Origin of the sequence: Streptomyces sp. McG3, from assembly GCF_018619185.1 — a bacterium.
Classification (GTDB): Bacteria; Actinomycetota; Actinomycetes; order Streptomycetales; family Streptomycetaceae; genus Streptomyces.
Genome location: NZ_JAAXYC010000143.1, coordinates 1 through 19,357 on the forward strand (window position 1 = coordinate 1; position 19,357 = coordinate 19,357).

Here is a 19,357-nt window from a genome sequence, read left to right on the forward strand (position 1 = left end):
CTCCAGGGCCAGCAGGGCGATCTTCGTCTTGAGGTCATGAGCGTTCTTGACGTGCGAGTACAGGCTCGCGGTCCTGATGCCCAGCTTCCGGGCGAGCTCCGACGGGGTCACCTGCTCGAAGCCGATCTCGTCCGCCAGCTCGGCTCCCGCCCGTACGACGCGCTCCGCGGCCAGTCCTGCTCGTGCCATGCGACCCTCCGAACGCTCACTTGCGATTGCCTAAGAGAATATACGTTTGCCTAATGAGATTAGGCAAATTAGCGTGAGCTCCATGAAACCCCTGACCGAGCAAGAGATCCGTACCGCCTTCGTGAACTGCACCAAGGGCGAGGCCAAGCGCCTGTCCGTTCCCCGCGACCTCGCCGACCGGCCCTGGGGCGATCTGGACTTCCTGGGCTGGCGCGACCCGCAGGCCCCGGACCGGGCCTATCTGGTGCTCGGCTCGGGCGAGGGTCCCGTCGGCATCCAGCTGCGCTCCTCCGACGCAGGGTCCTGGCAGACCCGCCGCAGCATGTGTTCGCTGTGCGTGACCGTCCACACCGGAGGCGTCTCCCTGCTGGTGGCCCCCAGGGCCGGGAAGGCGGGCCAGCAGGGCAACTCGGTCGGCGCCTACATGTGCAGCGACCTCGCCTGCTCGCTCTACGTACGGGGAAAGAAGGACGCGGGCGTCGGGTCACGGCTCCGTGAGTCCCTCACCCTGGAGCAGCAGATCGAGCGGACCGTGGTGAACGTCGAGGCGTTCATCGCCAGGGTGACGGTCTGACCCGACATGTCCGGCGGAGGCGTCGTCGTGCCGCACGGAAAGCACGCGAGCGCCTCCGCCGATCGTGGACGGCATGGCCGACGGCAAGGTTCCGGACGCCGCGGTGAACGATTCCGGCCGTGGACGGGGTGGTGCCCGCTCCGATGCCGCTTCGCCGCACCCGCTGGACCTGAGCGGATGCGAAACCGTTCGACCGTGTACGAATGGCACCGGCCAGATTCGCCGTCCCGCGATGTGGCCGGTCCGGACGTCGACCCAATAGGTGCCTGGGGCATCCAATTGGGGGAGGAGCGGAGCGACCCGCTCCGCACCTATCACCGAGCACTGCGAGGCGACCGCTCCCATGACGGAATCCACGACGGAACCGGCCCGCCAGGACCCCGCTCCCACCGGCCCTTCGACGCAACCGGCCTCCGCGACATCGTTCCCGCAGGACCGCGACTGCCCCTACCACCCGCCCACCGGGTACGAACCGCTGCGCGCGGACCGGCCGTTGAGCCGGGTCACCCTCTTCGACGGACGTCCGGTCTGGGCGGTCACCGGCCACGCCCTGGCCCGCCGGCTGCTCGCGGATCCGCGACTGTCCACCGATCGCACCCATCCCGACTTCCCCGTTCCGGCCGAGCGGTTCGCGCAGGTGCAGCGGCGGCGCGTGGCTCTGCTGGGCGTCGACGACCCCGAGCACAACGCCCAGCGCAGGAAGCTCATCCCGAGCTTCTCCGTGAAGCGGATCGCCGCGCTGCGCCCCCGCATCCAGGAAACGGTGGACGGACTGCTGGACGCGATGGAGCGGCAGGGGCCGCCGTCCGAGCTGGTCGCCGACTTCGCCCTGCCGGTGCCGTCGATGGTGATCTGCGCGCTCCTCGGTGTGCCGTACGCCGACCACGAGTTCTTCGAGGGCTGCTCGCGGCGGCTCCTGCGGGGTCCCGGCGCGGCCGATGTGGACAAGGCCCGCATCGAGCTGGAGGGCTATCTCGGCGCCCTGATCGACCGCAAGCGGGTGGAGCCGGGGGAGGGGCTCCTGGACGAGCTGATCCACCGGGACCATCCTGACGGGCCCGTCGACCGCGACGACCTCGTCTCGTTCGCGGTGATCCTGCTCGTCGCGGGGCACGAGACGACGGCGAACATGATCTCGCTCGGCACGTTCACGCTGCTGAGGCACCCGGAGCAACTGGCGGCGCTGCGGTCCGGGGAGACGACGACGGCCGCGGTGGTCGAGGAGCTGCTGCGGTTCCTGTCCATCGCCGAGGGTCTGCAGCGGCTGGCCACCGAGGACATCGAGGTGGCCGGTGCGACGATCCGCGAGGGAGAGGGCGTGTTCTTCTCGACCTCGCTCATCAACCGCGACACCGAGGTGTACGAGAACCCGGAGACGCTCGACTGGGACCGGACCTCCCGCCACCACCTCGCCTTCGGATTCGGTGTCCACCAGTGCCTGGGCCAGAACCTGGCCCGCACCGAGCTCGACATCGCTCTGCGTACGCTCTTCGAGCGGCTGCCGGCACTCAGGCTCGCCGTGCCCGCGCACGAGATCCAGCACAAACCCGGGGACACGATCCAGGGTCTCCTGGAACTGCCCGTGGCCTGGTGAGCGGCATGGGCGTCCAGATCGACAAGGAACGCTGCGTGGGGGCCGGCATGTGCGCGCTGACCGCGCCGGACGTGTTCACGCAGGACGACGACGGGTTCAGCGAGATGCTTCCCGGCCGCACTGCGGGGACGGGAGACCACCCGCTGGTGCGGGAGGCCGTACGGGCCTGCCCGGTCGGGGCGGTGTCCCTGACCGACGACTGACGGGCCGGGCCCGGCGGGACGCGACACGGTCGCGCCCGCCGGGTCCCCGCCGCTACGGAGAACGCACCGGCCGGATCAGAGTCCGAACTCCTGCGGGGACACCCCGAGAGCCGTGCACGCTTCCCGCAGGACCTGCGCCTCGGCCGGGGCGATGTACCCGTCCGCACCGGCGATCACGAAGCCGGTCTGGATGACCGCCTTGGCCTCCACCGGCTTCTTCGCGGCCTTGGCGATCTCCTGCATGGCCTCGGTCCTGCCCTGCTGGAAGTTGAACATCATCTGATCGACATGCTTGTTGAACCTCTGCCGCAGCTGCTCCGGAGGGAAGTTCTGCAGGACGTCGTTCTGCAGGATCAGCGTCTCCACGTGGTGCCGCTCGGCGGGGTCGACAGACCCGTCGGCGGCCGCGACCAGAGCACACATCGCCATACTCGCGTCCCGGTACGCCCCGCTCTTGAGCTCCGTCTTGAGGGAGCCGAGCTGCGTCTTGAGCAGCCCCACCAACTTCTCCTTCGAGCCGCCGGCGGCTCCCGTACCCGCCTGCCGCTGGCCGGCGGGGCCCCTCGTGCCCTGCGACTGCTGCTGCTGCAGACCCTTGGCCTGGTCCTTGATGCGGTCCCACATAGCCATGCGTGCCACCTTGTCGATCGGATCGATGGGCCGCGCACTGTGCGCGGCCGCTTGAAACCATTCTTCGTGGACCGCTCGTCGGCGGCCCTCGCCCGGTGACCGGTGAGCCTCCCGGAGCAGGCGGCTCCGGGGGGCTCGGCGAACCGGTCACGCGTGGTCCTTCTGCCGATCACCCCGACGGGAACGCAGCCTGCGACCGACCGCCACGGCCAGCGCCACGACCACCAGCACCAGAACAACCTTCGAGAGCACCCCGACGTAACTCTCCACGAGCTCCCACTGATCACCCAGCAGATATCCGGCCATGACGAGGATGAAGTTCCATATGAAGCTGCCCAGAGCGGTGAGGAGTACGAAGATCGGCAGAGGCATCCGCTCAAGGCCTGCCGGGACGCTGATCAGGCTGCGAAAGATCGGAATCATCCGGCCGAAGAAGATGGCCTTCATGCCGTGCTTGACGAACCAGGCCTCGGTCTTCTTGAGGTCGGACACCTTCACCAGGGGAAGCCGCTCCCACAGGGCGTACATGCGGTCGCGGCCGAAGAGAGCGCCGATCTGATACAGGGCGACAGCCCCCACCACCGACCCCAGCGTCGTCCAGAACAGGGCGGAGAACAGGCTGATCACTCCCTGCCCCGCGGCGAAACCCGTCAGCGGCAGAATGATTTCGCTCGGCAGCGGCGGAAAGAGATTCTCCAAGGCGATCGCCAGTCCGGCCCCGGGGCCGCCCATGGTTTCGACCAGGCTGGTCGCCCACCCTGCGATGCCGCTCGCCGGCTCGGAGGCGAGGGGGAAATGCTGCATGTGTGTCTGCTCCAGGACTGAGTAGGTGGCCGAGGTCGGAGTGCTGACCAACTCGGCGACATATCTTTTCGGGGCCGGAAATCCCACGGGGTCCGGTCGGATACCGAGAAAGGAATCCGAGCCCCGTCACGAGTGAATCGCGGCGGAATTCCGCATGACGGGTAGGTGATGGCACGTGTCCGCGAGCGGGAGATCCAGGCCTGGGGGCCACCGGGTGCCTGCTCACCGAAGGGGGCGACCATGGCGCAACTCACCGCGGGGCGAGCGCCGAGCCGCCGCAGGGCGTCAGGCCGTGCGGGACCCGGAGGGCTGCCGCAGGGGGATCGGAGGCTCCGCTCAGCAGCGAAGGATCTGGACACGGACAGGGCTTCGCGATCCCGAGTGCGAAGAATGCTGCCGGGCGACATCCGTCGCGCAGTCGTGGAGATCCGGTGCTGAGGAGGGAATGCCTGCCTGCACGGGGGGTGAGGCCGTCGTGCTTCCCGCTTTGTGGCGGTGCTGGAGCGTGGCGTCACCGTCGACGCCCTCCAGCGGAGCGCTCGGCCCTGACCCGTCGAATACGGACACGGAGTGAGAATGAGCTGCCGTGTCGACGGTCTGCAGGGTCTGGGCGGAGGCGCCGAGAGCGAACGCGGAAATCATCAGGAGCACGGCGATACCGGCGTAGAAGGCCAGCATCTCCCTGCAGCGCATTCCTACGCTCCCTGTCCCGGTCGATTCGGCTCGTAGGGCGAAGTGCCAAAGCCGCTCGGCGAATTGCCGCCGCAGGACTGCACTCTAACAGCCCGAACTGAAGCGAACCTGAAGCTCATTTCGCCGTACGACCGCCGCAAGGACGGGCGGACGCGGGCGTGCGCCCGGCGCCGGCCGTGGACGGCGGCCGGCGCCGGCCGTGGACGGTGGCCGGCGCCGGGCGCGCACCCCGCCTCCGGCTTCCCGCCGAGGGGCCCTGGCGTGGTCAGGCCGCGTCGTGGACGCGGCCCAGGAAATCGAGGATGAGCGCGGCAACCGTGTCACCGGCGCTTTCCAGCAGGAAGTGCCCGCCGTCGAGGAGGTGGATCTCGGCGTCCGGAACGTCATCGGCGAAGGCGCGGGCGCCGTCGGGGCCGAAGATCGGGTCGTTCCTGCCCCACACCGCGAGAACCGGCGGCCGGTGCGCGCGAAGGTAGCTGTGCAGTGCCGGGTACAGCGGCGAGTTGCCGGCGTAGTCACGGAACAGCGACAGCTGGACCTCGTCGTTGCCGGGGCGCGAGACGAGGGCGAAATCGTGGTGCCAGGTGTCGGGGCTGAGGGTGCTCTCGTCCGGAGTGCCGGTGACGTACTGCCACTTGATGCCGTCCAGGGTCAGCGCGCCGCGCGCGTGCGCCTCGTTCTCGGGAGTCTGCTCGCGCTGGTAGTCCTGGATCGGCTTCCAGAAGCTCTCGACGAAGCCCGCGTCGTAGCCGTTGCCGTTCTGCGTGATGACCGCCGTGATGGCCCCGGGATCGGCCAGCGCGAGCCGCCAGCCGATCGGCGCTCCGTAGTCCTGGACATAGATGGCGTAGTGGCTCACCCCCAGCTGTTCGAGCAGTCGCGCGGTCAGCTCGGCCAGTGCGTCGAAGGTGTAGGTGAACGCGTCGACCGAGGGAGCGTCGGAAAGACCGAAACCCAGGTGGTCGGGCGCGATCACGTGGAAGCGCTCGGCCAGCGGGGGAATCAGGTCGCGGAACATGAACGAACTGGTCGGGAAGCCGTGCAGCAGCACGACGGCGGGTGCCTCGGCGTCGCCGGCCTCGCGGTAGAAGATGCGCTGCCCCTGTACGTCCGCGTAGCGGTGGTGGACCACGGTCATGGCTAACCCCTCTAACGAAATTTACTGGTTAGTGCCATCATGCCGCTCAAGCCTAACCTGTCAAGTAGAATTAAGGGGTTAGGTCGAAGAGTTGCAGAATGTGGGAACCCGTCCCTCCGCCCGATGTGATGGCTAGGGTCTGAGGAATGGAGACCAAGGGGAATCGACGGGCGAGACGTGTGACGGCGGCATTGGTCGGAGCCGCTGCCGCGGTGGTGTTCGGAGTCGGCGGCGCGCTGGCCGTGGGTACGTCGGACGAGGGGCCGACCGGCCCGGACCCGGTGCCCGTGGAGAGCGTGCCTCCGGGATCGAGCGGTGGCGGCGAAGTCTCGGGCGGCTCTGACGGCGGCGCGAGTGTGGGCGGCTCCGGGGGGTCGGACGGCGGCGGAAGCGTGAGTGGTTCCGGGGGGTCGGACGGCGGCGATACCGGATCCACCGGGGGGCCCGAGCCCAGCGCCCACCCGAGCGGTCCGGATCCCACGGTCGGACCCAGCCCTTCGCCGACGGCTCCGGTCGATCTCGCAGAGGTCGCCCGGCGGATCGACGACCTGGAGAAGAAGGTCGACCAGCTGCCCACGAAGAAGGATCTGGCCGATGCGCTGCGCGCGTTCGCGGACTCCTTGGAACAACAGGGTTGAGGGTGGGCGGGAACGTGGCCCCGGGGCCGGCTCTCCGGCCGCGACGGGGCCGCGTCCGCCGCGGGAAACCAGCTGCCGGCTGCGACCGGACGGCCCTGACCGGGTGGGGTGGCTCCGCGTTCTCGGACCGGGCCGTCTAGACGCGCTCCAGGGCCCGGTGAGGGGGCGGCGGCAGCTCGACCTCGACGGTGTCGCCGGCGCGGACCGTCCCACCGGCACGGACCACGGCCATGACGCCCGACTTGAAGGTGAACTCACCCGACACGGGATCCAAGGCGAAGACCTCGCCCAGCAGCCCCTGGCGGAAGTCGTTGATCTTCGCGCACGGATTGCGCAGCCCCGTCACCTCCAGCACCGCTTCCTCGCCGAGGCGCAGCAGGGTTCCCGTGGGAAGACCGAGGAGATCCACTCCCGCGGTGGTGACGTTCTCGCCGAGCTGGCCCGCCGACACGTCGAAGCCCTTGAGCGACAGCTCCTCGAAGAGTTCCTCGTGCATCAGGTGGACCTGGCGCAGGTTGGGCAGGTCCGGTTCGTACGTCATGCGGAACTGATGGCGAATCGTCGTGCCCGCGTGTACATCCCCCTCCACGCCGAGCCCGGCGAGCAGCGTGATGAACGGGAACGTCGGTTTGCTGAACCCGTACCGCTCGTTGCGGCTCACCGCCGTGACCAGGCCGCCCATAGTGCCCTCCGCGTGTCGTCGTCCGTCGCTGCCCGATCGTACGGAGGGCCTGTCCGGGTCCCGGATGCCGGTCAGTACGGCAAGCCCTCCGGAGCGGCCCGCAGGGCGGCCAGGACACAGGCGGAGGACGGCCGGAGCCGCGGGGGCGGCGCGCACCCGCCCGGCACGTATCGATCGGCCCCGGGAGCGGCGAGCCTCGGCCGAGCGGGCGACCGCAGGTGGAGGATGGGCGGGGGCGGCCCCGGCCGGGACCGACCCCGCACTGCCCCGTCGCGTGGAGAGGCCCGGCCATGAAACCGCTCGACGATCCGCTGATCCCCCCCGACCGACGGCCGAGGGCCGAGGCGGAACACGTTTGCCCGATACGACGTCGTGCAGGTGGCGGCGTGAACGCCCTTCCCCCCGGGAGCACGCCGGGAGAGGGCCGTTACGGCGAGGCCTTCTTCCGCCCCGACCGGGCGGGGGAGGAGGAACGCATCGACTTCGGCGCCGTCGCCTACGACGCCTTCACGATGACGCGGCTGCGGGCTCTCGGAGCCGGCCCGGGATGGCGCTGCCTCGACATCGGCGCCGGAACCGGCTCGGTCTCCCGCCGGCTGCTGGGAGAGGCCGGGGTGGCGAGCGTGCTCGCCGTGGACCGCGACGTGCGTTTCCTGAGCGCGCGCCCCGTGCCCGGCCTTGAGGTGCTGCAGGCCGACATCACCCGCCCCGGCTTCGCGCCCGGCGGCTTCCAGCTCGTTCACGCGCGCTTCGTGCTGATGCACCTGCCCGAGCGGGACCGCCTGATCGGACACCTGGCCGAACTCCTCACGCCCGGCGGTGTCCTGGTGCTCAGCGACGCGATCGACCTGACGAGCGACCGGACGCCGCCCACCCCGTACACCACGGCGATGCGGGCGATGTGGCAGGGGCTGCGGACCACCATCGGCACCGATGTCTCCTGGGTCCCGTCGTACCCGAACCTCCTGCGCGGGGCGGGGCTCGAACAGGTGGCGGCGGAGATGCACGTGCCGCCGCTGGCACCCGGCAGCGCCATCAGCCGCTTCTGGGCCGACACCTGGCAGCGCAGCAGGGAGGCGATGCTCTCCACCGGCCTGGTCGACGACGCGGCCGTCGACGCGGCGGTGCGCTACCTGGAGAGCGACGAGTGCGCCGCGCTGTCGGCCGGCATGCTCACCGCCTGGGGGCGGAAGCCCGAGGGGCCCACGGGCTGACCGGCACGGGCCGCCGGCCGGAACTCATGCGTCGCGTCGCGACCGAGCGCCCGAAAGGATGAATCGACCGCCGAACCCGGCGTGCCCCGAGGACGGAGGCCGCACTCTGCCGGGAGGGACGGCCGGTGCCGCACCCACCGTGGGGTGCGTGGCGGCGGGCGAGGGGGAGTGGGCAGTGGAATCAGCCAAGGGCCGGCCGCGGGTGCCGTTGCGGGACTGGGCGCGCTACCGCTTCGACCGCACACTGGCCCGTTCCACCGGCACCCTGATGGGCTGGCTGGTGATCACCTGCCTGGCCGTCGTTGTCCCGGTCAGCCTGCTGCTGGTGTGGACGGATCCCGGATCGCCCACGTCTCTCCCGGACCGGTTGATCGCGACCTGGCGGATCAGCGCGGAGACGCTGCGCCTGGGCGCGGCCACCGGTACGCCACTGCGCCTGGTGCTCTCCGCGGTGCTCGGGCTGGTCGCGCTGCTCTGCGTGTCGACCCTCGTCGGGGTGATCACGACCGGACTGGCCGAGCGGATGGCGGAGTTGAGCAGGGGGCGGTCCACGGTCCTGGAGCAGGGGCACGTCCTGGTGCTCGGCTGGTCGGACCAGGTGACCACCGTGGTGGGCGAGCTGGTCGCCGCCCGGGCCCCGCGGCGGCCGCGCGCCATCGTGCTGCTCGCCGACCGGGACAAGGCCGAGATGGAGGAGGCGCTGACCACCCGGACTGCCCCGGCTCCCCGCGCCCGGATCATCTGCCGCAGTGGTCCCGCCAGCGACCCGGACGTTCTCGCACTCGTCAGTCCGCGGTCGGCGAGCACCGTGGTGGTGCTGCCGTCGGCGGAACCGACGGCCGACGCCGAGGTGCTGCGCATCCTGCTGGCCCTGCGGGCGGTCCTCGGCGAGGACACGGACGGCCCGCCGGTGCTCGCCGCGGTCCGGGACGACCGGTACCGGGCCCCGGCCCGGCTGGCCGCGGGACCCCGCGGCACGGTCCTGGAGACCGACACGGTCACGGCCCGGCTGATCGCGCAGTGCGTCGGCCGCCCGGGCCTCTCCCTCGTACTGCGCGACCTTCTCGACTTCGCGGGCGACGAGTTCCATCTCGCCGACGCCACCGCGTTCCACCACGGCCCCTTCGGACCGGCCCTCCTGAGCCACCCGGACTCCTGCGTGGTGGGGCTGCTCACGCCCGAGGGCCGTACGCTGCTGAACCCGCCCGCCGACACCGTCGTCCGGCCCGGAAGCCGCCTGATCGTGCTCGCCCGCGATGACGACAGCACCCGAGTCGAGGACTGCCGGCACCTCGTCGACGCCTCGGCGATCGCCCCCTCGCGTGCCGAGCCGGCCGGCCCCTCCCGGCTGCTGCTGCTCGGCTGGAACCGCCGGGCCCCCCTGGTCCTGGACCAGTTACGGAGCACGGCACGCCCCGGCTCCGTCGTGGACGTGGTCGCCGACAGCGCCGTACCCGGGCCGAGGGAGCCGGAGGGCGGGGAGCCGGCCGGGCCGGACGTGCGCTTCCGGTCGGCTCCCCTGTCGCGGCCCGAGACCCTGCTCGGCCTCGACCTCGATCCGTACGACGCGGTGGTCGTCCTGGGCCCGGACCGGGGCGACGGCCCCGACCACCCGGACGACTGGACCCTGGTCACGCTCCTGGCCGTGCGACTGCTGGAACAGCGAACAGGACGCGAGACGCGTGTGGTCACCGAGCTCGTCGATGACCGAAACCGGCCCCTGGCGCCCGTGAACAGCGGCTCCGACGTCATCGTCAGCGGGATGCTGGTCGGTCTTCTCATGGCTCAGATCGCCCAGAACCGGCATCTGGCTCCCGTCTTCGAGGAGTTGTTCTCCGCGGAGGGCAACAACGTCTGTCTGCGGCCCGCCGGCGCCTACATCCACCCGGGAGCCGAGGCCACGTTCGCCGGCGTCGTCGCCGCCGCGCGGGACCGGGGCGAATGCGCGATCGGCTACCGTCGGCACGACGTCGCCCGCACCCGAACCGGGGACCACGGCATCAGACTCAACCCGCCGAAGGGCGAGCGCCGCGTCTGGTACGCCGAGGACCAGGTGGTGGTCGTCGCGACGGACCACCACCACCTGCCCACGGCCGCCGCCGGGCCGGACGCGTCCGCCATCGCGGGTTCTGCTCCTTAGCCCCAGGTGAGCGGATCGAGATGGAGGTAGAAGCGCAGACGCTCCTGATCCGGGGCGATGCCGTACCGCTCGGCGAACGCCGCGTCCGCGGCCTGTGCCCGCTCCTCGTCCACCCAGGTCTCCCGCGCGTTGGCGAGGAGCAGCGCCAGGTCGGCGTGACGGTCGGCCGCTCCGAGGCGGCCCAGGTCGATGAAGCCCGACACCTCCAGGGTCGCCGGATCGAGGATGATGTTGGGCAGACACAGATCGCCGTGGCAGACGACCGTGTCGGCGGCCTCCTGATCCCGTCGCCGGGGGATCTCCTCAGTGAGGCGGGCCAGCAACTCCGCGGGGGGCACGAGTTGCTGCTCCACCGGGAGGAACTCCGGATTCACGGCGCCACGGGCCACGACGTCACGTGCGACGCCGACCACGGAATCCAGCCCCCGGCGGAACGGACACGAGGCCACGGCCACCTCGTGCAGCCGACGGACCGCGTCCGCGATGTGCCCCCAGGAAGCGCGAAGATCCTCGGCGCGCACCTGATCGGCGGGTACGCCGGAGACGGCACGGATGACCAGACAAGCGCCCGCACCACCGGCGTACCAGTCGAGCACCCGGGGACCCGGTACGCCCTGCCCGCTGAGCCAGTCGATCCGGTCGCGTTCCGCCCCGAGACCGGCCGCGTCCGTGGCGGGCACGCACTTGGCGTACCGGGTGGCGTCCGCGGCGCGAAAGACGGAGGCTCCCGATTCGCCCGCGGTGACGGGCAGCCAGTCGCCGCCCAGGCCGAACAGCTTCGGCGAGACGGCCCCGGGCTCGCAGCGATCACTCATGGCGGAGACTCTAGTCAGCCCGGCGTACCGGGCCGGCCCGGAGCCACCCGACCCGGACTCCGTGTGACAGGCTCGTTTATGCTCCCGCTGGGGGCTGACCGGAAGGCAAGCTGAACATGACTGGGCAACGCGACCGTTGGGCGGAACTGACCGGTGGACAGGCTGGGGAGGAGTACGCCCAGCGGTTCGCACGGCTCGCCGAGTCGGGCCACGACATCCACGGCGAGGCCTCCTTCTGCGACGCGTTGCTGAAACCGGCTGCCCGCGTGCTCGACGCGGGCTGCGGCACCGGCCGGATCTCGATCCGCCTCGCCGAACTGGGCCACCACTGCACCGGCGTGGACGTCGACTCCTCGATGCTCGCCGTCGCCCGCCGCGAAGCACCCGCACAGGACTGGCTCCTCGGCGACCTCGCCCGGCTGGACGCCCTCGGCCTGGATCCCGACTTCGACCTGGTGCTCGCCGCAGGAAACGTCATCCCCCTGCTGGCCCCCGGCACCGGAGCGACCGTCGTCGGGCACCTGGCCGCCGCCCTGCGCCCGGGCGGTCTGCTGGTCACCGGCATGGGACTGGACGCGGCACACCTGCCGCTCGACGAAGCGCCGGTGACCATCACCGAGTTCGACCAGTGGTGCGCCCGGGCCGGACTGACCCTGCGGCAGCGCTGTGCGACCTGGAGTGGCGACCCGTACGACGACGGCGGCGGCTACGCGGTCAGCGTGCACACCCGCCCCGCCACGTGAACCCGCGGACTCTCCGGGAGTCCGTCGCCGCCGCTCGCTCACCGCAACCCCCCTTTCGCGATCCTTCCTGTCCCAGGACCTGGAGATACCGGCATGCCACGCGTCGTCCTCGTCGAAGATGATCCGTCCGTACGCGACGGAGTCGAGATGGGGCTGCGCCGCCGCGGACACGAGGTCCTCGCCACCGCGACCGGCGAGGCCGGCCTGGAGGCGCTGGACGCCTTCCGCCCCGACCTCCTGCTGCTCGATCTGATGCTGCCCCGGATGGACGGTGTCGAGGTGTGCCGCCGCGTCCGCGCGAACAGCCAACTGCCCATCATCATGCTCACCGCCCGCGGCGATGACGTGGACATCGTCGTCGGCCTGGAGGCCGGTGCGGACGACTACGTCGTCAAGCCGGCCCGTACCGAGGTCATCGAGGCCCGCATCCGTGCTGTGCTGCGCCGTATCGAAGCCCCGGTCGGTGTGCGGCCCGCCGTCGAACACCACGGCGACCTGGACATCGACCGTGCCGGTCACACCGTCCTGAAGTCGGGCCGGCCGGTCGCTCTCGCACCCTCCGAGCTGAAGCTGTTGCTGTGCCTGTCCGCGGCCCCGGGAAAGGTCTTCAGCCGGCAGCGGCTCCTGGAAGAGGTCTGGGACCACAGCTACCACAGCGATGTACGCCTGGTGGACGCCTGCGTGCGCCGACTCCGCATCAAGATCGAAGACCTGTCCCACAGCCCTCGGTACATTCAGACCCTGCGCGGATTCGGCTACCGCTTCGGCCCGCTGTGAAGATACCCGGAACGGCCGCAGCGTTCGGGGTGCGCACCCGGCTGGTGCTCGCGTTCCTCCTGGTCGCCGCGGTCAGCGCGGTCACGACGGCCGCGCTGACCTACCGGGAGGCGCGCAGCGCGGTCCTCGAACGCGCACAGGACACGGCCGTCGCCTCCTTCCGCGAGGAGGTCGAGCGGTTCGTCCCCGGCCTGCCCCTGGACCTGGAATCGGTCCGGTGGGAGCTGTACGACATCGCGGCCCGCTCCCAACCCCAACCGTGGATCGTGTTCGCCGAGTACGGCTCGGTGCGCGTCTCCTCGGGCGACCGGCCCGTCTCCGGTGTGCTGACCGGGGAGCTGCGCCGTGCGGCGCGGACCGCGCCGCACGGCAGCTTCCAGCGGGTCGTCAAGGACGGGAACGCGTATCTGACGATCGGGATGCCGGTGATGACACGGGTCGTCGCGGGCGGGGGTGCGGTGCCCAGCGGCCTGGTCCTCTTCGCCGTGATGCCCATGGCGAACGAGGAGACGGACATCGACGCACTGGTGACCGCAGCCCGCGACGGTGCGCTGCCGGGGCTGGCCGTGGCCCTGGTGCCCGCCCTGTTCGCGGCGCGCAGCGTCCTGCGCCCCGTCCGCGAACTGCGCCGTGCCGCGGACTCCATGGGCGGCGGGCGGCTCGACGCGCGGATCACCGTGCGCGGCAGGGACGAAATGGCCGACCTCGCCCGGACGTTCAACAGCTCGGCGGCCCGCCTCGAACACTCCGTACAGGAACTCCGGGACGCCGGGGCGCGGGCCCGGCGTTTCGCCTCGGACGTCTCGCACGAACTGCGCACCCCCCTCGCGGGGATGCTCGCCGTCACGGACGTGCTGGACGAGGAGGCCGGGACGCTCGACCCGGACACCGCCCGGGCGGTGCGCCTGATCAGCGCCGAGACCGGCAAACTGGCCCTGCTGGTCGAGGACCTGATGGAGATGTCCCGCTTCGACGCCCGCGTGGCCGGGCTCAACACCGACGAGGTGGACGCGGCGGAGGCCGTACGGAGAACCCTGTCCGGCAGGCAGTGGCAGGACCGGGTCCGGGCGGAACTGCCCGAGGGCGTCCGCATCCGCCTCGATCCGCGTCGCTTCGACGTCATCGTGGCCAACCTCGTCGGCAACGCCCTGCACCACGGGGCCGAACCCGTCACCGTCCGGCTGTCGGCCCGTGCGGGTGCGCTGGTCACCGAGGTGCGCGACAGCGGCCCCGGGATCGCCCCCGAAGCGCTGCCGAACATCTTCGACCGCTTCTACAAGGCGGACGCCGCACGTTCCCGCTCGACGGGCAGCGGCCTCGGACTCGCGATCACCCAGGAGAACGTGCGCCTCCACGGCGGCACGATCCGCGCGGAGAACACGCCCGGTGGCGGCGCGCTGTTCACGGTGGAACTGCCCTTCGACGGGCCCGCCTCGGGCCACGGCGCGCCGGACGGTCGGGCTGCCGCACACGGCGAAGGACCGGGGACCGGCCCGGACGACAGGACGGAGGCCACCGCGTGAGGAAGCCGGCGTTCCGCGCGGCCGGGCTGGCCGCGCTGCTGGTGCTCGCCGGGGCGCCGCTCTCCGGCTGCGGTATCCAGGAGACGGGCGTGGTCGGGGCCGGGAGGCCGCCGGTCGGCGACCTGTTGCCACCGCGCGACTCACGGGTGCTGTTGTTCTTCTTCTCTCCCGACGACGAACTGCTGCCCGTGCCACGGATCGTCGACGTTCCCTGGCAGGGCGGCCCCGGGAGTTCGCCCTCGGAGGGCGAGGAGGCGAGCGAGGCCCTGTCGCCCCTGACGGCCGTCACCGCACTGCTCGACGGGCCGAACGAGGCCGAACGGCGGGCCGGGCTCCGCAACGCCCCCTCACTGCCCCGCGAGGCGTCCGCCGCCGACCGGGTCGTGACGCGCGCCTCGACCGTCGAGGTCAGGCTCGACCTACGGGTGAGGCGGCTGTCCGCCCCCGCCCGCGACCAGCTCGTCTGCACGGCCGCCTTCGCCGCGCAGACGCAGGGAGCCCTGCCCGTCACCCTGGTCGGACGGGACGGTCACCTCGCTCCGGCCCACTGCTCCCTGCGCCCGGTCCCCGCCCCGGTCCGCTGAGCGGCCGCAGAGGGAAGCGGGAACGGCCCCCCCACCACACCGACGGCACGACAGCGGCCCGCCGGAACTTCCGTTCCGACGGGCCGCTTCGCCCGGCATCACCCCGGGCGGTGTTCCGTCCGGGGGCGCCTCACCTGCCGAAGAAGGCGCTGTGGATCGTCACCGTCGACTCGTTGCCGCTCCTGTCGGTGACGACGGCCTTCAACGAGACCGCCTTGCCCTTCGCCGGGGCGGTCACGGTGACCTTGCCCGCGGTGACCTTGGCGGGCAGCCACGTCTCGTTGTCGTACGACACCGTCACCCGCAGCGACTTCAGGCCGGCTCCGGCCGCCGCGCCCTGCACCAGGACGGGGAACGTCTGCTGGGAGCCCGCCGGAACGGTGGAGTCCAGCGCGAGCCGCGGCTGGAAGCGGACCGTGGAGACCGGCAGCGTCGCCGGAGCCTCGGTGCGGGCCGAGGTGAAGGTCCACGAGGCGTCGATCCGGTTCCCGGCGCGGTAGACCGCCGGGTTCCGGTTGACCGTGGTCGCCACCTTGTACGCGGCGGACTCCGGAGGCAGCGCGAAGAACCGCTCGTCGACGGCCGCGTCCTCCTTCGCGTACAGCACGCCGTCGCGGTGGATGGTGGTGGTCGCACCGGCGTACCGGGCGAACCCGGGATGGCCCGGCCCGTCACTGACCAGTGCCAGCGAGCCGTAGAGGTTGTCGCCGTCGCGCACGAGTCCGTCGCCGGCCTTGATCCGCGGCCCCATCACACCGGCGTGGAAGGTCTCGGTGTGTGTCGTCCCCGGCTCGAACCTCCGGGACGCGTCCCAGGAGTAGGCCGCTTCGATCTGACGGTCGCCCGCAGGATCCTTCTCCCCGAGGACGCCCGCCGAGATGTTCCAGACGGCGTCGTCGTCCGTGGACAGGTACACCTTCCGGGTCCCCGTCAGGGGGTGCACGGTGAAGGCCGGGTCGACACCCCCGTTGGCCAGTTCGCCGTATGCCTTGACGATGCCGTCGAGGCCGGGCACCGACGCCCCGATCCGCACCTTCACCAGGGCCATGTTCCTGGTCGTGTACGTCTTGCTGTAACCGGTGGCCAGTTCCGGGACCAGGCTGCCGGCGAGCGCGTTGTACTCGGTGGCCCCCTGCTTCCAGTGGGCGGACCACTGCTGGTAGAGGGAGGAGTCGCCGGTCACCGGGGAACCCTGGTACGCGGTGCGGACGTTGTCGAAACTCGTGAAGTCGCTCCACAGAGTGATGCCCGTCTCGGGCGTGTTGAGGGAGTACATCATCCCCGCGCGTGTGGGCGTGGCCGTCGCGTCCGGCACCTTGAACGTCACCGGCCGGGTGGACCGGGCGTCGAGGTCGACCGTGGTCGGGCCGGTCACCGAGAGGCGGGGGTTGTTGATCAGGTCGGCGCCCCTGCCCGGGGCCGTGGGGTCGACCAGCATGTCGGCCGACAGGTTGTAGGTGCCCCGCGGCAGCCGGACGGTGACCGAGCCGGACGACAGGTCGGGGAAGAACCGCTGCCCCGAGGCGTGATCGGAGTAGCCCTTCAGGTCGGCCTGCCAGCCGGTGCTGGGCTTGCCGTCGCGTCCGGTGGCGTTGAAGGTGACCTCGTACGACTCGGCCTCACGTTCCACCGCTGCCGCCGTGCGGACGCTCTGGCCGCCCCCGGACGCCACGACGGTGGCCGAGTAGGAGCCGTCGACCGTACCGCCGAGGCGGGTGTCGGCGGTCAGGTCCACGGCGGCGGTGCCGCCCGCCGGGACCGTGACCCGCTGGGCCCCGAGGGTGAAGAAGCCGGCCGGGGCCGGCTGTCCGTCCCCGCCGGTCGGCGCGGACAGCGACAGGTCCAGCGTCACGTCGGCGCTGCCGTTGTTGCGGTACGTCACCTGCTGGGTGACGGGGGTGTCGTCGGTGTGGGGCCAGGTCCGGGTACCGAGGTTCACCGAGACCGGCTCGGCCACGACCGTCTGGTCGATCGCCTTGTCGACGGTGAGCCGGCCCGCGCCCTGCTGGAAGACGGAGTGGGAGCCGTCCTTGGCCGAGCCCGTCAGGGCGGCCTTGAGCTGGGCGCCCGTCCAGGCGGGGTTCTTCTGCTTGAGGATCGCCGCGGCACCCGCGACGTGCGGAGTCGCCATCGACGTGCCGTTCAGGCTCCGGTACCCGGGCGGGTTCTGCCCCGCCACGCCCTCCGCCGCTGCCGCCGTGATCGACACGCCCGGTGCGGTGATGTCGGGCTTGACGGCCTTGTCACCGGTACGGGGACCGACGCTGGAGAAGTCGGCGATCCGGTCGTTGTCGTCGACGGCGCCGACGGTCAGGGCCGCGTCGGCGCTGCCCGGCGACGCGACCGTGCCCCGGTCCGGGCCGTTGTTGCCCGCGGCTATCGCGAACAGCACGCCCTTCTCCGCGGAGACCTTGTTGACCTGGGCTTCCAGCGGGTCGATTCCGGGGGCGTCGAGGCCGCCCAGGCTCATGTTGATGACGTCGGCGCCCTGGGCGACGGCCCAGTCGACCCCCGCGATGATGCTGGAGTCGTCACCGAAGCCCCGGTCGTCGAGCACCTTCGCGTTGATCAGCCGGGCTCCGGGGGCGACTCCCTTGAACCGGGCGTCCTTCGCTCCGGCGCCGGCCGCCGTGGAGGCCACGTGTGTGCCGTGCCCGTCACGGTCCTTGGCATCCGGGGAGCCGCTGAAGTTGCGCTCCGCGGCCACCCGGCCCGCCAGGTCCGGATGGGTGGCGTCGATGCCCGTGTCCACGACGGCGATCTTCACTCCGGTGCCGTCGAACGACCGGGCCCAGGCCGCCGGGGCGCCGATCTGACCGGTGCTGCGGTCGAGCGAGGCCTTGCGCACACCGTCGAGCCAGATCCGGGCGATGCCGGACGCGGTGGCCACCGAACCGTCCGCCCGCTGACGGGTCAGGGCGTCCCACAGCGCGCCCTCGCTGTCGGTGGCCGCGGCACTGGTGACGGCATCGGCGTCGAGGGCCGACAGGCTCCGGCGGACGGTGGTGCCGTCGGCGGACCGCACCTCGGCACGGGCGGACCCGGCCGACGCTCCCCGGTAACCGACGATCACCTTGAGCCCTGCCCGGTGGGCCTTGAGGCTCTCCGGCCGGGCCAGCGCGGTGATGTCGAACAGCCGCCGGTCCAGCCTGCCGTCGGCGATCAGCTGCCGGGCGTCACGCGGCACCACATGGGTGCGGCCGTCGTGGATCTCGGTGAAGAAGGGGATGTCCTCCCGGCCCTCGGCCCGCTCGATGCCACCGACCCGGCCCCCGGCGTCCACGAGGACCCGGTCGCCGGTGATCAGGGTGACGGTGTGGACGGTCCGGCCATCTGCCTTTAAGGCCTTGGCGGTGGACGGGGATGCCGGGTCCGGGCCGCCGGTCTTCCCCGACGCCGGACCGGTCATGCTCGCGGTCAGGGCGACCGAGGCCGCGGCGACGAGCGCATACGCCCGCGTTGATCTTTTTCGCAAGACTGTCCCTGCTCAGGAGTGGTTCGGGCGGGCGAAGGCCCGGCCGCACGGGGCGCGTTCGAATACACGGTCGGCCCCGGATTCCTGAGTATGCCGAGGCCGTTCGGACGCACTCAATGATCGTTGTGTAACAGCCGAGCACCCTGATCCGGCCCCCGCGCGACGTCGTACGCCCCCCGGATCAGCCGGCCGGTGCGACCGGACTCCACACGCCCGACCACTGCTCGGCGCCGTACTCCTCGAACCGTGCCACCTCGGTGAACCCCAGCTTCCGGGCGAGGCGCATCGAGGGGCTGTTGGCGATCCGGGTGCGGAGCACCACCGGTTCGCCGGGACACGAGGCGGCGAACCAGCCGAGCACGGCGGCGCAGGCCTCGGCGGCGTACCCGAAGCCCCACGCCCCGGGCAGGAACATATAGCCGAGCTCGGCGCGCTCGACGTCCGGACCGAGGCCGCCTGGACGCTCGGCGGCCCGGCGTTCGAGCGTGACCGTGCCGACCATCGCCCCGCCGAGCTCCACGACGAAGAGCCCTCTGCGCCGTCCCGGCACGTCGGGAACGGCCCGCTCCAGCTCATCACGCGGACGGGCGCCACCGAGGTGGGCGCCCACCTCCGGCGACGCGAACAACTCGATGAACGCCGCACGGTCCCGGGCCTCGGACGCACGGAGCACGAGCCGCGCCGTGTCGATCGGGTCAGGTGGCCAGGCGACACGTCTTGGTTCCGTCATGGCGGGCAACCTATCGTGCCTGTACCCGGGCCGGGCCGAGGTGCCACAGGTGGTCCAACATGGCCCGGTGCGCGCGGAGTTGAGCGGACCTGCCCGCCCAAACGCTCCCCGGCGGGCTTCTCCCGCGCCCGGGCCGCCGCGGCGGTCGGCATGTTCCGCGACCTTGCGCGCGCACCGACCCCGCACGACGGGTGCGCAAACCCCTCCGCCC

The 19,357-nt window shown here is 71.6% G+C and carries 17 protein-coding genes and 1 pseudogene; 10 read left to right on the forward strand and 8 right to left on the reverse strand.

The genetic code is table 11. The features are described 5' to 3' along the window. Nucleotides 1–189 (reverse strand): annotated as a pseudogene (locus HET64_RS22200) (TetR family transcriptional regulator); the annotation flags it as partial. A gap of 82 nt (nucleotides 190–271) precedes the next feature. Here HET64_RS22200 and HET64_RS22205 point away from each other — a divergent pair. The 3 genes from HET64_RS22205 (at nucleotide 272) to HET64_RS22215 (ending at nucleotide 2,560) form a co-directional block, all read left to right on the forward strand. Next, entirely contained in the window at nucleotides 272–763 is a 492-nt protein-coding gene (locus HET64_RS22205) for an FBP domain-containing protein (protein ID WP_215108200.1), read from the forward strand. Nucleotides 764–1,106: 343 nt separating this feature from the next. Continuing rightward, a complete protein-coding gene (locus HET64_RS22210; protein WP_215108201.1) occupies nucleotides 1,107–2,357 on the forward strand; it encodes a cytochrome P450 in 1,251 nt (416 codons plus the stop codon). 5 nt (nucleotides 2,358–2,362) lie between these two features. Continuing rightward, entirely contained in the window at nucleotides 2,363–2,560 is a 198-nt protein-coding gene (locus tag HET64_RS22215; protein ID WP_215108202.1) for a ferredoxin, read from the forward strand. 75 nt (nucleotides 2,561–2,635) lie between these two features. Here the strand turns inward: HET64_RS22215 and HET64_RS22220 are convergent, their stop codons facing one another. From HET64_RS22220 to HET64_RS22230, 3 genes are all read right to left on the reverse strand, one after another. Beyond that, on the reverse strand, nucleotides 2,636–3,190 hold the full coding sequence (locus HET64_RS22220; protein WP_215108203.1) for a tellurite resistance TerB family protein: 555 nt from the start codon (nucleotides 3,188–3,190) through the stop codon (nucleotides 2,636–2,638). Between the two features lie 147 nt (nucleotides 3,191–3,337). Further along, entirely contained in the window at nucleotides 3,338–3,994 is a 657-nt protein-coding gene (locus HET64_RS22225; RefSeq protein ID WP_215108204.1) for a DedA family protein, read from the reverse strand. 958 nt (nucleotides 3,995–4,952) lie between these two features. Beyond that, complete coding sequence (locus HET64_RS22230; protein ID WP_215108206.1) at nucleotides 4,953–5,825, reverse strand: alpha/beta fold hydrolase; 873 nt, start codon at nucleotides 5,823–5,825, stop codon at nucleotides 4,953–4,955. Nucleotides 5,826–6,217: 392 nt separating this feature from the next. Here HET64_RS22230 and HET64_RS39200 point away from each other — a divergent pair, with 392 nt between their 5' ends. Next, nucleotides 6,218–6,463 carry a hypothetical protein gene (locus HET64_RS39200; protein WP_251145686.1) on the forward strand — a complete coding sequence of 82 codons (246 nt, stop codon included), beginning with the start codon at nucleotides 6,218–6,220 and terminating at the stop codon, nucleotides 6,461–6,463. Nucleotides 6,464–6,599: 136 nt separating this feature from the next. On the opposite strand, the gene HET64_RS22240 is transcribed toward HET64_RS39200, so the two are convergent. Further along, nucleotides 6,600–7,145: an MOSC domain-containing protein gene (locus HET64_RS22240; protein ID WP_215108210.1), complete on the reverse strand. Its 546-nt coding sequence runs from the start codon at nucleotides 7,143–7,145 to the stop codon at nucleotides 6,600–6,602. A gap of 386 nt (nucleotides 7,146–7,531) precedes the next feature. On the opposite strand from HET64_RS22240, the gene HET64_RS22245 reads away from it, so the two are divergent. Both HET64_RS22245 and HET64_RS22250 read left to right on the forward strand, forming a co-directional pair. Then, nucleotides 7,532–8,359: a class I SAM-dependent methyltransferase gene (locus tag HET64_RS22245; RefSeq protein WP_215108212.1), complete on the forward strand. Its 828-nt coding sequence runs from the start codon at nucleotides 7,532–7,534 to the stop codon at nucleotides 8,357–8,359. Between the two features lie 175 nt (nucleotides 8,360–8,534). Beyond that, nucleotides 8,535–10,499 (forward strand): NAD-binding lipoprotein, encoded by a 1,965-nt coding sequence (locus tag HET64_RS22250; RefSeq protein WP_215108214.1) that lies wholly within the window; start codon nucleotides 8,535–8,537, stop codon nucleotides 10,497–10,499. Here the strand turns inward: HET64_RS22250 and HET64_RS22255 are convergent. Then, entirely contained in the window at nucleotides 10,496–11,314 is an 819-nt protein-coding gene (locus HET64_RS22255; protein ID WP_215108216.1) for an APH(3'') family aminoglycoside O-phosphotransferase, read from the reverse strand. The two genes, HET64_RS22250 and HET64_RS22255, sit on opposite strands and share 4 nt — an antisense overlap. 116 nt (nucleotides 11,315–11,430) lie before the next feature. Here HET64_RS22255 and HET64_RS22260 point away from each other — a divergent pair, with 116 nt between their 5' ends. From HET64_RS22260 to HET64_RS22275, 4 genes are all read left to right on the forward strand, one after another. Then, on the forward strand, nucleotides 11,431–12,057 hold the full coding sequence (locus HET64_RS22260) for a bifunctional 2-polyprenyl-6-hydroxyphenol methylase/3-demethylubiquinol 3-O-methyltransferase UbiG (RefSeq protein WP_215108218.1): 627 nt from the start codon (nucleotides 11,431–11,433) through the stop codon (nucleotides 12,055–12,057). 93 nt (nucleotides 12,058–12,150) lie between these two features. Next, nucleotides 12,151–12,834 carry a response regulator transcription factor gene (locus HET64_RS22265; RefSeq protein WP_215108220.1) on the forward strand — a complete coding sequence of 228 codons (684 nt, stop codon included), beginning with the start codon at nucleotides 12,151–12,153 and terminating at the stop codon, nucleotides 12,832–12,834. Then, nucleotides 12,831–14,357, forward strand: coding sequence for a HAMP domain-containing sensor histidine kinase (locus HET64_RS22270; protein WP_215108222.1), 1,527 nt, complete (start codon nucleotides 12,831–12,833; stop codon nucleotides 14,355–14,357). The genes HET64_RS22265 and HET64_RS22270 overlap by 4 nt, the downstream gene beginning before the upstream one ends. Next, entirely contained in the window at nucleotides 14,354–14,941 is a 588-nt protein-coding gene (locus HET64_RS22275) for a hypothetical protein (protein ID WP_215108224.1), read from the forward strand. Before HET64_RS22270 ends, HET64_RS22275 begins: the two co-directional genes overlap by 4 nt. Nucleotides 14,942–15,071: 130 nt before the next feature. Here the strand turns inward: HET64_RS22275 and HET64_RS22280 are convergent, their stop codons facing one another. Further along, complete coding sequence (locus HET64_RS22280) at nucleotides 15,072–18,416, reverse strand: S8 family peptidase (RefSeq protein ID WP_215108226.1); 3,345 nt, start codon at nucleotides 18,414–18,416, stop codon at nucleotides 15,072–15,074. 181 nt (nucleotides 18,417–18,597) lie between these two features. Then, entirely contained in the window at nucleotides 18,598–19,146 is a 549-nt protein-coding gene (locus HET64_RS22285) for a GNAT family N-acetyltransferase (RefSeq protein WP_215108228.1), read from the reverse strand. Nucleotides 19,147–19,357 lie beyond the last annotated feature (211 nt).